This is a genomic window from Enterococcus sp. HY326, from assembly GCF_026157065.1.
Classification (GTDB): Bacteria; Bacillota; Bacilli; order Lactobacillales; family Enterococcaceae; genus HY326.
Genome location: NZ_JANLGQ010000003.1, coordinates 67,422 through 82,136, shown reverse-complemented (window position 1 = coordinate 82,136; position 14,715 = coordinate 67,422). Strand labels below are relative to the sequence as shown.

Below are 14,715 nucleotides of genomic sequence, written 5' to 3'. Positions count from 1 at the left end.
TATTTGAAACCGTTGTCAATATTTTTTTTCGTGAATAATTTTTTATTTGACCGGTTTTCTTTGGATAGATTATTATAGTAACTGTAAAGCCAAGAATTTCGATTAGAAAGGATGTCTCATATGAACATAAAAGATATAGCCAAGTTAGCCGGCGTTTCAGTATCTACAGTTTCTAAAATTGTTAACGGAAAAGACGATTCGATTCGCCAAGAAACTAGAGAGCGCGTTTTAAGAGTTGTCAAAGAATATAATTATTCTCCCTACTCATCAAAAATTACTCCACAAAAGAGATCTTGGACAATAGGAGTTCTTCTGAATTCAACAACGACTAAAGATTCGACCTTAGATGGTATTTTAAGCGAAGCACAAAAAAATGGTTATAGCACTTTAGTTTTAAATAATTACAATAATGAAGAGCAGGAGCTTAAAAATATCACCACTATCTGCAAAGCGAACGTCGATGCCATAATCTGGGAACCCGTTTCAAAAAACAGTCTGTCAAAAAAATACTTATTTGATCAAATAGATGTTCCCTTGCAAACTATCGGAGTGGATGGTGATGATAATTCTTTACTGTTGCCCTACGAGTCCACTGCTTTCACTATGACAAAAACTTTGATTGAAAAAGGGCACAAAAAAATTGCCTGTCTCGTAAAAGCTGGTAGAAGAACAGCTAAGTTCATTGAAGGGTATAAGAAGGCTTTTTTTGAAAATGGATTACAGTTTTCCCGAGATGAGATTTATCACGGTATAGATGATGAACTACTTCATAAAATTGGCAAGCAAGAACTGACAGGAATCGTCGTCTCAACCTATGTTCAAGCTATGGAATTATATAGCTTAGTCAATGGTTCTAATATCCAAATTCCCGAAAATTTTTCCCTTATTGCTATTCAGAATGATCGTGACTTTTCTTTGGCAAATTCACACATTAAAATATCTTCTGTCATTGTAAAAAACGCAGACTTTGGGAAAATTATCTGTCAGAAAATCATAAAAGCGATTGAAAACAAAAGTGATATCGACTCTCCAACCATTCAGTTTGGGCATCCTGAAATTAATAATTTTGTTACCATAAGTAAACCCTATGATTTACATGCCCCTAAGGTTACAGTTATTGGCAGTATTAACATTGACACTTACTTGACTACACCAGAAATTCCAGTCGAGGGAAAAAGTATAATTCTGTCTAATATCACTAATATGCCTGGGGGTAAAGGACTAAACCAAGCCATTGGAGTAGCGAAACTTGGCCACCGGGTCAGCTTGATTGGAAAAATTGGAAAAGATTTAGATAGCGATCGAGTCTATAAAGAGTTAGAGGCACATGGTATCAATACAAGCAACCTCATTCACTCCAAAAGTGGCAACACTGGCAAAGCATATATATTTGTCCAGCCTGATGGTGAGTCTATGATTTCAATTTTACCCGGAGCAAATTACGAGCTCTCACCAAAAGATATCGAGACTCAAGAGGAAGCTTTCGAAGATGCTGAATATTGTTTGATGCAGACCGAAATTCCTTTAGAAGCGATTGAAAAAGCTAGCGATTTAGCTCATAAACATGGTGCAAAAACTATTTTGAAACCTGCCACAGCTCAATCTATTTCAAAGGAAATGTTGAAAAAAATTGATATCTTAGTGCCCAATGAAGACTATCTGACTGAATTTGCTGAGGAAGGAACTACATTAGAAGAAAAAGCCACTTGGTTTTTAGCTCAAGGGGTAAAAATGATTATCGTCACTCGTGGAGCGAAAGGTAGCTTTTTGAAGACAAAAAATAAAAGTCTATTTTTTGAATCATCCGACTTCCCTTCTATTGATAGTACTGGTGCTGGTGATGCCTTTATCAGTGCGATGACTGCCTACCTGATGTATGGAAATGATATAGAAAAAAGCATCTCAATTGCCACTGCCGCTGCTGGTTTTTCGATTTCTCGTGATGGGGTAATCCCCTCATTAATTGATAAGCAAACTCTTGATACCTATATTTCAAAAATTGGTAGCGTAAAGAATTATGTGTAAATGAAATATCCACTCTGGCACTCAAGTTAAAACATTGATTCCAAAGTATGCTGAATTTCTTTAAACCCTTTGTGTACTCTAGATAAGAATCTTTGGTTATATTGATTGACTTGCGAAACAAGGGATCTCTCTAGAGATTCTTCATTAGGAAATTGTTCTTTTCTTTTTGTATATTTTTTTAATTGTTTATTAAATCCTTCAATTAAATTAGTCGAATAAATCGTCCTTCTGATTGAAGTTGGAAAATTATAGAACGTTAATATAGCAGGGTTCATGAGTAATTTAATCACTGTAGGTACTGTTTTTTCGACTTATCTATCATAAATTCCAGTTGCGTAACCGCTTCTTCTTTGTAAGTTGCTTGGTAGACTTGTTTGAAATCATCACAAATTTCCTTTCGATCACCAACACGGACGCTATAGGCGATATTTCTAAAAACATGAACGCAACATTGCTGAAACTGAGCATTTTGATAGATTGCATGGATGCTATCAGCAATACCACTTAGTCCGTCAGTTACGACTAATTAAACCTCTTCTAACCCACAAGTTTTAATATCTTGAAGTAGTTCTTTCCAGATATAAGCTGATTCGGTTGGAGCAATAGTAAATCCAAGTACCTCTTTGGTTCCATCTAGACGAATATCAATCACTATTATGCACAGCTTCTTTTAAGACTGTCCGTCTCTTTATTGGAATGTGAGTGGCATCCATAAAAATCACTGAATAGTTCGATTCAAGCTTTCTTTCTTTGAAAGCTAGAACATCTTCAGATGCTAATTTGCTCATGTTCGAAATAGTTTGCGGAGTATAGTAATAACCATACATTTTTTCAATCAAATCAGAGATTTCTGACATTGTAATGCCCTTTTGAAACAATTGATTAATTGTCGTCTCTAAAGAATCATTCGTTCATTTATAGGCAGGTACTGTTTGTTGTGTAAATTCCCCCTCAAGATCTCTAGGTATTACCAGGTTCAATTCTCCGTATTCTGTTTTAAACGAACGCGTATAATTCCGTTACGGGAATTCCCTGAATTAAATCCTGCTCTATCATATTTCTCATAGTCAAGAAACGCTGTTAATTCAGCTTGTAATAATGAATTAACAGCTAACTCTAAATGGCGACGAAATAAATCGTCCAATTCATCTGTAGTGATTTTACTATAAATTCGGATTAGTGCCAGACGTAACGTTTCAAATGCTTCTATCAATCCTTCTCCACCAAATCTTCCAGAAAAAGATTTATTCGTTAGTTCTTCGGACAATATATTGATAAGTTCGCCGGTCTTTTGTTGATCTGCCGAGATATTTATTAGTTTTCTCACTAAATACTGATCTTCAAAATTACTATCCGCAAGAAATCGTACTTATCGGTTTCCCGCTTAACCATTTTAAATACACCAAACGTCATTCAAATGCCTATTGGTGAAATTGCCTACCGTAAATTATCTCAAAAAAAGTCAGACCGGAATGGTGTCAACTAAAAAAAAAGACGCTTCGCAAAGTGAATTGCGAAACGCCTGAAAGCACTGATATGAAGCTGTTTTTAACGCTTTGAAAATTGTGAAGCTTTACGAGCTTTCTTAAGACCTGGTTTCTTACGTTCAACCATACGAGCGTCACGAGTAAGTAAGCCAGCGCGTTTTAAAGGTGTACGGAAGTCAGGGTCAACTTCAAGCAATGCACGAGCGATTCCGTGACGGATAGCTCCTGATTGTCCTGCGTAGCCTCCACCGTTTACGTTTACGAAAACGTCGTATGAACCGACAGTTTCAGTTACACCAAAAGGTTGGTTGATAACTAGACGTAAGTCAGCGTGTGGAATATATTCTTCAACATCTTTTTTGTTTACAGTAATTTGACCAGTTCCTGGTACTAAACGTACGCGGGCAACTGCATTTTTACGACGGCCTGTGCCGATATATTGTACTTGTGCCAATGAAATTCCCTCCTCTTAGATTAAGTTTGTGATGTCTAAAACTTCTGGTTGTTGTGCAGTATGTGGATGTTCCGCTCCACCGTACACGTTTAACTTAGTAAATTGTTTGCGGCCCAAAGTGTTTTTAGGTAGCATGCCTTTTACAGAAGTTTCAATCAAACGACGAGAATTTTTAGCACGTAATTCACCAGCAGTTACAGATTTCAACCCACCTGGGTAGTTACTGTGACGGTAGTAAATTTTATCACTTGCTTTTTTACCTGTTAATTTAATTTTGTCAGCGTTGATGACGATTACGAAATCGCCTGTATCCACGTTTGGTGTGAATGTTGGTTTATTTTTACCGCGTAGCACTGAAGCAACAACAGTTGAAAGACGTCCCAAAGGAACATCAGTTGCGTCTACTACGTACCATTTACGTTCTACTTCGCCTGGCTTAGCCATATATGTTGTACGCACGATTTTCTTCCTCCAATTTAAGTTCTGATGTTTACATACACGTGAGTTTCCGGGGCTCTTGTGGGGTAAACAATACCGTTTAACATCATAACCTGAAACACCAGCAAAGTCAATGAAATCCACCAGTTTTTATTAGAAAATATTTAAAATAAATCAAGATTCTTCCAAACTAAAGGCAAAAGCAAATACAGCAGACCCTTTTGCAAAAATAAAAAAACGGCAAGCGGACACCATTATCGGAAAATTTCAGGGGAAATTGGATTCATGACTCCAGATAATTCCTGTTAATAAACTAGCTAATGGCTTTCAAAACAAAAAAAGAATGGATTTCTCCATTCTAATTCGCAGCCCACATCACAATTTCTTTAGCAGCTCAGGGTGATGAGTAGAAACCTTGCCGACCGGCTCAGCTTCATTATTCAAATAAACGGCAATTTGATTGGCAGTCTGTAATCCTTCATAAATGGCACCGGCAATCATATTCATTTTGCCTTCATACTGACTGGCGTCACCAACAGCAAACAGGCCGGCCAGATCCGTCTTACCCTGCCCCAAGGTTGTCACTTGCCCAAACTCGCTAATTTCAAATCGCTTACTCAGTTCTGATTTAAGCGGATGAGCATGGTTGACCTGCTGAAAGGCAACCAAACAATCAACTAACAAAGGCTGAACGTTTTCTCCAGGAAATGTTAAGGTCACGGCCAATTGATTTTCCACTTCCTTCACCGTCACTCGCAATGGCTCAGGAATAACATGTAGATTGGTAAATTCAGCGGGGAATTTTTTTTCTGCGCCAAAGACAATAACTTTTTTGGCAACAGTTAATTTCTTTAGTGCTCGTTTGACTTTCGCAAAGCTTCCATATAAAAGAACCGTCTGATCTCGATACCTTTCAGCAGTCGCTAATTTGTAATCAATTTGTGGTGCTTGAGCATCACCCCAAATCACCGGTTGTTTTGCAACCATGCCTGTACCAGTCGCCACAATCACAGCTTTGGCCTCGTGCACTTGTCCTTCCTTGGTAATCACCTGCCAGTGTTCAGCCTGCTGTTTTAGCGCCACAACTGCTTGATTCAATAAGACTTTTGTCGGAAACGTGGCGGCCTGCTCTCGTAAAGCCGCCACAACCTCTTTGGCCGGCCTTGGCTCAACACCGCCAAGGTCCCAAATAATCCGCTCAGGATAAAAATTCAATTTGCCCCCAAGCTGCGAGCTTCCTTCAACTAATTTCACCGACAAGCCTCGCATCCCACAATAAAAAGCACTATATAAACCGGCAGGTCCGCCGCCGATAATAATTACATCCTCCATCTGAACCCTCCATTTAATTGAAAATGATTCTCAATGGAATTATAGCATATTCGTTTTATTTAGCTAAATCAAAAATTTCTAGAAAAATAGTCTGTAAAAAGGAAGCGTTCCTTATCTTTAAGGCAATAAAAAAAGCTGCCGATTTTTCGACAGCTTCTCAATCATTTAATTATTTCCCAACACGAGTGTCAGCGTCAACGCCTGGTGCTTTGCCAAGTTTAGCTTGGACCATCCAGATTTTCTTTTCGATGTCAGTTTTGTTAGCAATGAAAATATCTTGTGTGGAGTCGTCGCCTTCTTCACCAGATACGTCAATACCTTTTTGGTAAAGGTCGGCTAAGTAGCGATAGCCTTCAACTAATTTTTCCATGCGTTCTGGAATTGTGCGATCCCAGTTGCCAACTTCGTCTTCGATACCAGTGTTGTCAGCGAATTCTCTTAAAGTGGAGTAAGGTGAACCATCTAAAGTAATCAATCTTTCAGAAATTACATCCAGTTGATCATTGATTTCATCCATGTAGTCATCCATCAATGGGTGTAAAGTTAAGAATTCAGGTCCTCTCATATACCAGTGAGTTTGGTGAATCACAACAGAGAACTGGCTCAAATCAGCGACCAATTGATTTAATACTTCTTTTGTTTGTTCAAATTTCATGTTAAGTTCCTCCTTAAAATAATTCTAATTTTTCCTACTCTTAAATGATAGTAGAAAGGGCAGAAAAAGTAAACCATAACAAGCTAATTGAGAATTTTTTTCATTTAAAGCGGTTTTCTCTTTCGGGAATCTCGGCAAAATGCAATCTTGCTAGGCCTGCGTATTTCTTTATAGAAAATATAAATTAGTAGAAAATATACTTTTGAAATGAGGTGCTGTTCATGCTGTTGGCTTTTTTATTCGGTGCTTGCCTAGCTTCATTTTGCTGCGTCGTTATCGAACGCAGCTATCAGGGAATTTCAATTGTCAAACCGGCTTCCCACTGCACCCGCTGTCAACATAAATTACGCAGTTATGAGCTGATTCCCATCTTTTCCATCCTCCTGCAAAAATTTCGCTGCACCGCTTGTCACCAGCCAATTCCAAAAATTTATTTGCTTGCTGAGATGAGCGGAGCGTTATTGTTTGTTGGACTCTCACAACTGCCACTGACTTTTTACAGTTTATTTTGCGGTCTTTGGCTATTGAGTGGCTGGCTGTTGAGTTTGACAGACTTATTTTATTATCATGTCGAACCAAAAATTCTTTATCCTGCAAGTGTAGTGATGCTTTTATTGGCAATTATTGGGCCGTTGCCCTTATATTGGCAGCAGACTGCTCTGCTTTTTCTAATTTTTTTGTGTATCCGGTTATTCTTCCCTCAAAAAATCGGTGATGGTGATTTGCAACTACTCCTGTGCTGGTCGCTATTTCTTCCTTATCAAGAGTTGGCTTTACTGGTTTGTTTGGCAAGTTTGCTGGGTGTTTTAGTGATTTTGCTTAGCAGTTTCTCTCGGCAACCTATAAAAAAGCTGCCCTTTGTTCCATTTCTGTGGGCAGCTTTGGCGTTCTTATTGTGGCATTCTTGATAAACTTTAATCTTCCTTCACGGAAACGAGAATAGGTCCGGTCAATTGCTCCCGTAAATTTTCAATGGCTAACTCTGATAGGCCGAATGTTTTCAAATAATTTTCGGCTGAATCATAATGTTGATACAAATAGCTCAACAGCTCCTCCATGTAGCTTGGCAGTGAATAAAACATTTCTTGAGGGTAGCCGCTGGCGGACTTTGTATAAGTCGGATTAGTTTTTAAATAAGTATGAGTCAATTGATAATTGGCGATTATATCGGCCTCGGAAACGCCAGCTAAATCTAAAAGAAAAGCTGCAATAATTCCGGTTCGATCTTTGCCTGCACTGCAATGAAAGAGGACAGCACCTTGACTATCGGCCATCGCTTCAAATACTTTCACCAGATTTTGCGGATAATCCTTTAAGACATTGATATAAAAATCCCCCATGGTCAGCTTCATAAAACCACCTAAATCCTTTGTTGCATCAGCGATGTCTCCGGTGATTAAAGGAATGTGCAGATTCTCAACGCCCTCCATTTGCGGATTTGGCGCCTGCGCAACTTCGGCTTCACTGCGTAAATCAATAATCGTCTGCAGTCCGTATTCCTTCAAAAAATCCAAATCCTGATTGGTTAAAGCTGTGATGCTGTCGCTGCGAATAAATTTGTGGAAATTAATCGCTCCATTTTCTGTGGGACAACCGCCTAATTCACGGGTATTATAACTGCCTTTTAACGGCAGGCGGGTAAAATTTGTCATGGTTTGCTCCTATCTAATTGCTCGTTTTATTTGGCCGATAATTAATTCAAAGGTAATCATCGTGATAAAAATGACTAAAATAATTGTGGAAATTTTAGCATAGTCATACTGACCAATCGCCCGAGTCATCACCATGCCGATGCCGCCAGCGCCAACCATCCCCAAAGAAATTGATTCTGCGATATTGGACTCCAGACGAATCGAGGTCCAAGACAAAAGCGGATTGACTAAGCCCGGCAATAAGCCTTCAACAATTAATTGCAGCCAGCCGGCCCCGGTTGCCTTCATCGTTTCGATGATGGCTGGATCTTGTTCTTCGATTGAACTGATAAAAGATTTAATCAAGTAGCCCGTCGTTGGGAAAATTAACCCCACAACACCAGCCGTATTACCAAAACCTAAGCTGGCCACCACAATTAAAATCCAAATCAAAGCAGGCACTGCCCGCACGATTCCCACCAATCCTTTGATAAAACCAGATAAAATTGGCCATGGTGTCGTATTGCGAGCTCCGAGAAAGCTCAAGGGAATCGAAATCACAAAGCCTAATGCCAAAGCGGCAATCGCCATGCAGATGGAAACAAATAGTTCATAGATAATCGTGCTGATTTCTGAAAAATCCAAAGCTAAAAAGTTCGGTAAAATGTCACCAGCCGATTTAAACCGGCTGAGAAATTCGGGAATATCTAGTTTTAATAAAGATAAGCTGACCACAAAGAGACTGGTCAAGCCTATTAGGATCAAAGCGGTTAGCAGCTTATCTTTTTTGCTTGAAACGGCTATTTTAGTATTCATTTTTTCTCCTTATTTCACTAAACGTCTGAGGCGATTGACGACAAATTCAGTCAGCAGCACCATCGCCACTAAAATAATAATCAAAGACAAGGCCTCATGGTATTTAAATAGACGAATATTGGTTTGAATCATAATCCCGATGCCGCCTGCGCCGACCATTCCTAAAATGGAGGAGGCGCGAATATTTATTTCAAAGGAAAACAGTGTCCAGTTAATCCAAGATGGAATAAATTCCGGAATCAGTCCATGAAATAAAATTTGCAGATAAGAAGCGCCGCTTGCCCGCAAAGCCTCGAGCTTGCTGCCGGCAATTTCATCGATAGAATCTGCATAGGAGCGGGCCAAAAATCCTAAAGTAGCAATAATCAGAGCCAGCAGTCCCACCATATTCCCGATGCCGAAAATATAAACTAGCAATGAAGCCCAAACTAAAATCGGAATATTTCTTAAAAATGAAATGAAGACCCGCACGCCGACTCTCAACCAGCGAAACGGATTTGTTTGTTCTGACATTAAGAGGCCAAAGACAAAGGCCAAAATCGCTGAAAAATAAGTTCCTACAACCGCAAATAATAGCGTTTCTAAAATTAAGGGTAGGTAGGTTGGTAATTGAGTGAAATTAGCCGGCAGAAAATTAGTAATAAAAAACTGAAAGAAACTAGGGAAGGCCAGCAATGCTTCTAAAGGATTTACTTGCAGATAGGCAAAAGCAAAGATGACCACGCCGATGACAGTCATCAGCTTTAGCAATAAAGCCAATTTTTTTTGTTCAGTCAGCAGTACCTGTTGGCTAGATTTCTCCATAAGTCAAATTTCCCTCCGTCAGTAGCGCATCCTCTTGCGGCAATTTCATCTGCGCTTCTTTCCCTTTGTAAATCATGGCAGTCATTTCATCTGAAAGCTCGCTTGGCCGTCCATCAAAAACAACTTGGCCAGCTTGAATGCCGATAATTCGAGTCGCATATTTTTTTGCAAAATCGACTTGGTGCAAGTTGACGATACAGGTGATACCTCGTTCCTCGGTAACACCCTTTAAATGATCCATCACAATCCCAGCCGAATTGGGATCCAGCGAAGCAATTGGTTCATCCGCCAAAATTAATTTAGGATGCTGCATAATCGCTCGGCAAATGCCGACCCGCTGCATTTGCCCGCCAGATAAGTCGTTTGCTCGTTTGTATAATTGGTCTTTTAAGCCGACTTTGGTTAATAATTCAACGGCTTCCCGTTTGTCCGCTTCTGGATAGCGGCTCAAAAGACTATTGAAGAATGAAACCTTGCCTAAACGACCATGCAACACATTTTTAATCACATTGGTGCGGCCAATCAAATTGTAATGTTGGAAAATCATGCCGATGTCAGAGCGCTGACGTTTTAATTCCCGTCCCTTCACTTTTTCCATATGGGTACCGTCAAAAATAATTTCCCCTTCAGAGGGATCAATCATCCGATTAATTGAACGGATGAAGGTCGATTTACCGGCACCGGAAGGCCCGATAACCACGATAAATTCGCCTTTGTGAATCGTTAAATCAACGTTTTTCAACGCATAATTTTCTTTGTCGTAGGTTTTCCCTAAATTTTTTAAGACTAATAATTCTGCTGCCATTATTCGGCCTCCTCAATGTTTAATGTCGCCACCATTTCCTCTACGATTGCATAATCTTCATCCTTGGCTTCGATAAAGCGCACGTCTTTACTGCCATACATTGTTTCAAAATAGTCTTCGTTGGCATAATTTAAATAAAATTCTTTAATTTTATCCTTCATCTCCTGCGGTAAGTCTGCACGAATGACAAAGCAAGCATTCGGAATCACATCGGTTTCGCCAATTACCCGCACGTCGTCTTCTTCAATAATTCCCGCTTCAATCAATTGCGGAATTGTTTGACCAGCAACCGCCGCTGCATCGTAATCGCCTTTAATGACGCCCATGATACTTGAGTCATGTTTGCCGGAATAAGCAACAGTCTTAAAGAAGTAGTCAGGATTTTCCAATTGGTCAGTATCTAAATCCAGTTCATTGACTAACTTAGCTTTGGGAAACATATAGCCAGAAGAAGAGGCCGGGTCAACAAAGGCAAAAGTTTTTCCTTCTAAATCAGCTAGCGTTTGTGTTTCCGTGTCGTCCTTACCAACAATAAAGACCGTCCGATATTCTTCTTCCCCCATGGAAGTTGTCGTAACTAGCGGCTCAACGCCAGCAACTTTTTTCGCCTGATAATAACTCATCGGCGAAACTAACAACACATCCAGCTTCCCGGATTTCATCGCTTCAATGCCCACAGAATATTCTGCGCCAACTAATTCTTCCACCTCTAAACCTAATTCCTCCGCCATTGCACTGCGGAAGTCTTCATTTTTCGTGCCTGCATCCGGATTATTTTCATCCGGCATTTGGACAATCGTTAATTTATCAATTTCGCCAGCTGCACTCGCTGCTTGATTATTACCGCAGCCTGTCATCACTGCTAAAGATGCCCCACATAATAAAGTTAAAAGTGCTAATTTCATTTTTTTCATTTTCAATCTCCCATTTTCAAATTTCAGTAGTATACCACTGAACACTTGTAGTATACTTTGTAGGACAGGGAAGATTCATCAATATTCAGTAACGTTTTTGTAAATTATATGTAAAAGGATGAAAATCATGCCAAAATCCATTGAAAGTAGTGTCTACCAAGAAATTAAACAAGCAATCCTTTTCGGGGAATATAATCTTGAAGAAGGTTTATCCGAAGCCTCGATTTCAAAAAAACTTGGCTACAGCCGCTCACCTATTCGTTCTGCTCTAAAACAATTGGAGCAGGAGAAATTAATTGTCTACAAAAAAAACCGTGGCATCTCCTTGAGGGAAGCCACGGTAAAAGAAATGGTCGACATCACACAAATTTGTGTTGAATGGTTAATTTTAGCCACAAAACAAGCCAGCCTTGGCCTAGCTGTTTTAGATGTAGAGGACATTCAAGAAAAATTAGCCTTAGCCAAGCAGTATCGAGAAAATCTCGATTACGTTCAATATATCAATCAAATGCCCAAAGTTTATACGGCTATCATGGCAGCCTCCGGCAATGAGCTGCTTGCGCCGACCTACGAGAGTCTGTGGGCCCGAGTCGTCAGCACCTCTTTGTATCGAAAAATGTCCGCTTCCAGTAATGCACCAAAAAAAATTTTATCGACAATTCAATTTTTCCAAGAGTATTTGGATTTAATCCGTGCTGAACATTATGCTGAAGCCATTGATAAATTGCAGGACTATCTCCAATACGCCAACCAGCAGATTTTACATTATGGGCGTATTTAAAAAAAGGAACAGCTAGTCTCAAGATGACTGGCTGTTCCTTTAATTTTATTCATTTTTCCAGTTATTGCGAATAAACGCTGCCCGGCCAGAGCCTTCACGATACATGTTGTAGTGGGCGCTGTTAGTTTTGTAATAGTCTTGGTGATAATCCTCAGCCGGATAAAATGTTTGGCGAGCTTCGATTTTTGTAACAATCGGTTCTTTGAAGCGACCACTAGCTGCTAAGTCGGCCTTCGATTTTTCTGCCGCTGCTTTTTCAGCCTCATCGCCGTAAAAAATCACCGGACGATAGGAGTCGCCACGATCTGCAAATTGTCCTAAAGCATCTGTTGGGTCGGTTTGGCGCCAATAGATTTCAACTAAATCAGCATAACTGATTTGATCTGGGTCATAAGTAATTTCCACCGCTTCAGTGTGGCCAGTCTTACCAGAACCAACTTCGCGATAGGTGGGATTTTTGGTATGTCCGCCTGTATAACCGGAAACTACTTTCTCAATACCTGGCGTTTCTTCAAAAGGTTTGACCATACACCAGAAACATCCGCCAGCAAAGACGGCTTTTTTAAATTCTGCCATTACTATCCCTTCTTTCTACTGCTAATCATACTCACTTTTGGGACTTCCGCAAAAATTATGCTTAGAATTATCAATCGGCTTTGCAAAAAATTAATGAACGAAAAGCAAGTTTTCCCCAGCAGCTTTTTTTATCGCAGACAGTAGAAAAACTGTGATTTCTTGCAAGTTTTCCTCCGAATAATTTTGCTGCAAGCTAAGGGGATTTCCTTGATAATCAATAATTGCCTGCCCAATGATTTTCTGAAATTCTGGCGACACCTGCTGCAAAGCCCAGCGGCCACCAGCTAATTTTCCTAACAGCAGATTACGCTTCACAAAAGCTAAACTGCGACACAAATTTAAAAGCGTTGAAACTGGAGCTTGGCGGATGCCCACTGAAGCATCCTGTAAATCAGCACACACACTGCGCCAATAGTTCTCTTTGCAAATATAGGGGATGGTTTTCTTAGTGGATTTACCTAGCAAAACATAGCCTTTTTTGCGAATTATTTTTAGATGTGCAGGTAAATCCGGGTCAAGTCCCTGCATCGCTTCAACAAATTGCTCAGGGCTTTTCAAAAAAGCCCTTCGATGAAGCGGTGAAAAATGAAAATCAAAAGCTGCCGCAACAGGGCTTTTTTGCAGCATCTTCACCGTCATTACATGAAACTCCAAGCCTTTTTTGGGAGCATTGGGCCACCACTTCTCTAGCACGACTGCCATCAAGGCCAATTTTTCAGTCTTCGTCAAGTTGTATTTGACGACAATCAAAAAATCCAAATCACTGAAATCAGGATTGTAGCCGCCTAAAACAAACGAGCCATGCAAATAAATGCCCACTAGCTTATGACGCAGGATTTTTTTGGTATCATTTTTTATTTGTTGTAATAATGTTGGAGTGGGCATAGGTTACTCCCCAATAACCTCAAACCCATATTTTCTGATATGGGCCTGAAGAATCTGCAGATATTCTTGGGCAATCGGGGATAATTCCAACTGCTTTTGTTTAATCCAGCCCAAAGTCAGCGAATCTTCGACCGCCAGCGGAATGGCGACGATTTTATCGTCGTTCAGTTCACTGGAGATAATGCCGGAGCTGATAGTATAGCCATCCAGACCCACCATCAAATTGAAAATTGTGGCCCGATCACTGACCTTAATGCTTTTTTTATGCTCCAGAGTGCTGAGAATTTCTTCCGCAAAATAAAAGGAATTGCTGTCCCCTTGTTCATAAGAAAGATAAGGATATTCCTGTAAATCCTCTAACTGGACAATTTTTTTCTGGGTTAAAGGATTTTGGCGGCCGACAAAGACATGGGGCTGAGCGACAAATAAAGGCGTAAAAACTAAATCTTTTTCTTTAAATAATTTAGTCATCACTTGACGGTTAAAGTCATTTATATAGAGCACACCAATTTCACTTTTAAAACTAGTTAAATCATCTAAAATATTTTCCGTCTCGGTTTCCCGCAGTGTAAATTGATATTCGGCGGTTGTGACACCGCGAATCAGCTCAACAAAGGCATGGACCACGAAGGCATAATGCTGCGCCGATACGGAAAAAGCCTGCTTACGAACGCTTTGCTGCTGATAGCGTTCCTCCAGTAAATACACCTGATCCAAAATTTGGCGAGCATAAATCAAAAACTCCCGACCGTCATTGGTCAAAGTCACCCCCATTTTACTCCGCAGCAACAACTGGACCCCCATTTCATTTTCCAATTCCTTGATGGCATTGGATAAACTGGGCTGGGTCAAGAATAATTTTTTGGCCGCTTCATTGATGGAGCCAGTTTTAGCAATCATTTCCAAATATTCCAACTGTTGAATTCGCATAAGGGCCTCCTTTGATTAAGCACACCTGCTTCATTTTCAAAAATTATACGCCAGCTGCGGGGGGAATGCTATGAAGAATTTTTGCTAATTTTGCTGAATCATTTAGATTCCTACAGCTACCAAGTGATAGCTAGCTCCGATGTATATAAATGATGCCAATTGAGTTGATAAACATTTTTTCC

General features: G+C 39.9%; 15 protein-coding genes and 1 pseudogene. 3 read left to right on the top strand and 13 right to left on the bottom strand.

Translation table 11 applies throughout. The annotated features are described in order from the left end of the window. The first annotated feature begins 120 nt into the window (after positions 1 to 120). A complete protein-coding gene (locus ORH16_RS08315; RefSeq protein WP_265457928.1) occupies positions 121 to 2,025 on the top strand; it encodes a PfkB family carbohydrate kinase in 1,905 nt (634 codons plus the stop codon). A gap of 26 nt (positions 2,026 to 2,051) precedes the next feature. Here ORH16_RS08315 and ORH16_RS08310 read toward each other — a convergent pair. The 5 genes and pseudogenes from ORH16_RS08310 to ORH16_RS08290 form a co-directional block, all read right to left on the bottom strand. Then, positions 2,052 to 3,211 (bottom strand): annotated as a pseudogene (locus ORH16_RS08310) (IS256 family transposase). 362 nt (positions 3,212 to 3,573) lie between these two features. Further along, the gene (gene rpsI, locus ORH16_RS08305) at positions 3,574 to 3,966 is read right to left on the bottom strand and encodes a 30S ribosomal protein S9 (protein WP_265457927.1); all 393 of its coding nucleotides are present in this window, start codon (positions 3,964 to 3,966) and stop codon (positions 3,574 to 3,576) included. Positions 3,967 to 3,981: 15 nt separating this feature from the next. Further along, positions 3,982 to 4,425 (bottom strand): 50S ribosomal protein L13, encoded by a 444-nt coding sequence (gene rplM / locus ORH16_RS08300; protein ID WP_265457925.1) that lies wholly within the window; start codon positions 4,423 to 4,425, stop codon positions 3,982 to 3,984. A gap of 354 nt (positions 4,426 to 4,779) precedes the next feature. After that, positions 4,780 to 5,736, bottom strand: coding sequence for an NAD(P)/FAD-dependent oxidoreductase (locus tag ORH16_RS08295; protein ID WP_265457923.1), 957 nt, complete (start codon positions 5,734 to 5,736; stop codon positions 4,780 to 4,782). A gap of 169 nt (positions 5,737 to 5,905) precedes the next feature. Further along, on the bottom strand, positions 5,906 to 6,391 hold the full coding sequence (locus tag ORH16_RS08290; protein WP_265457921.1) for a Dps family protein: 486 nt from the start codon (positions 6,389 to 6,391) through the stop codon (positions 5,906 to 5,908). Positions 6,392 to 6,612: 221 nt separating this feature from the next. Here ORH16_RS08290 and ORH16_RS08285 point away from each other — a divergent pair, with 221 nt between their 5' ends. Beyond that, complete coding sequence (locus ORH16_RS08285) at positions 6,613 to 7,299, top strand: prepilin peptidase (protein ID WP_265457919.1); 687 nt, start codon at positions 6,613 to 6,615, stop codon at positions 7,297 to 7,299. A 6-nt stretch (positions 7,300 to 7,305) separates the two neighbouring features. Here ORH16_RS08285 and ORH16_RS08280 read toward each other — a convergent pair whose 3' ends face one another. Genes ORH16_RS08280 through ORH16_RS08260 form a run of 5 tightly spaced genes read right to left on the bottom strand, consistent with a single transcriptional unit; the run spans position 7,306 to position 11,361 of the window. Further along, a complete protein-coding gene (locus tag ORH16_RS08280; protein ID WP_265457917.1) occupies positions 7,306 to 8,043 on the bottom strand; it encodes a tyrosine-protein phosphatase in 738 nt (245 codons plus the stop codon). A gap of 9 nt (positions 8,044 to 8,052) precedes the next feature. Beyond that, positions 8,053 to 8,838 (bottom strand): PhnE/PtxC family ABC transporter permease, encoded by a 786-nt coding sequence (locus ORH16_RS08275; RefSeq protein ID WP_265457915.1) that lies wholly within the window; start codon positions 8,836 to 8,838, stop codon positions 8,053 to 8,055. 9 nt (positions 8,839 to 8,847) lie between these two features. Beyond that, entirely contained in the window at positions 8,848 to 9,642 is a 795-nt protein-coding gene (phnE, locus tag ORH16_RS08270; RefSeq protein WP_265457914.1) for a phosphonate ABC transporter, permease protein PhnE, read from the bottom strand. Further along, positions 9,629 to 10,447, bottom strand: coding sequence for a phosphonate ABC transporter ATP-binding protein (gene phnC, locus ORH16_RS08265; RefSeq protein ID WP_265457912.1), 819 nt, complete (start codon positions 10,445 to 10,447; stop codon positions 9,629 to 9,631). The genes phnE and phnC overlap by 14 nt, the downstream gene beginning before the upstream one ends. Further along, a complete protein-coding gene (locus tag ORH16_RS08260) occupies positions 10,447 to 11,361 on the bottom strand; it encodes a phosphate/phosphite/phosphonate ABC transporter substrate-binding protein (RefSeq protein ID WP_265457910.1) in 915 nt (304 codons plus the stop codon). Before ORH16_RS08260 ends, phnC begins: the two co-directional genes overlap by 1 nt. 127 nt (positions 11,362 to 11,488) lie before the next feature. On the opposite strand from ORH16_RS08260, the gene ORH16_RS08255 reads away from it, so the two are divergent. After that, positions 11,489 to 12,142 (top strand): GntR family transcriptional regulator, encoded by a 654-nt coding sequence (locus ORH16_RS08255; protein WP_265457908.1) that lies wholly within the window; start codon positions 11,489 to 11,491, stop codon positions 12,140 to 12,142. A 45-nt stretch (positions 12,143 to 12,187) separates the two neighbouring features. On the opposite strand, the gene msrA is transcribed toward ORH16_RS08255, so the two are convergent. The 3 genes from msrA to ORH16_RS08240 all read right to left on the bottom strand — a co-directional run bounded on the left by msrA (position 12,188) and on the right by ORH16_RS08240 (position 14,533). Next, positions 12,188 to 12,718 (bottom strand): peptide-methionine (S)-S-oxide reductase MsrA, encoded by a 531-nt coding sequence (gene msrA / locus ORH16_RS08250; protein ID WP_265457906.1) that lies wholly within the window; start codon positions 12,716 to 12,718, stop codon positions 12,188 to 12,190. Between the two features lie 90 nt (positions 12,719 to 12,808). Next, positions 12,809 to 13,603 (bottom strand): aminoglycoside adenylyltransferase domain-containing protein, encoded by a 795-nt coding sequence (locus tag ORH16_RS08245; protein ID WP_265457904.1) that lies wholly within the window; start codon positions 13,601 to 13,603, stop codon positions 12,809 to 12,811. 3 nt (positions 13,604 to 13,606) lie between these two features. Continuing rightward, positions 13,607 to 14,533 (bottom strand): LysR family transcriptional regulator, encoded by a 927-nt coding sequence (locus ORH16_RS08240; protein ID WP_265457903.1) that lies wholly within the window; start codon positions 14,531 to 14,533, stop codon positions 13,607 to 13,609. Positions 14,534 to 14,715 lie beyond the last annotated feature (182 nt).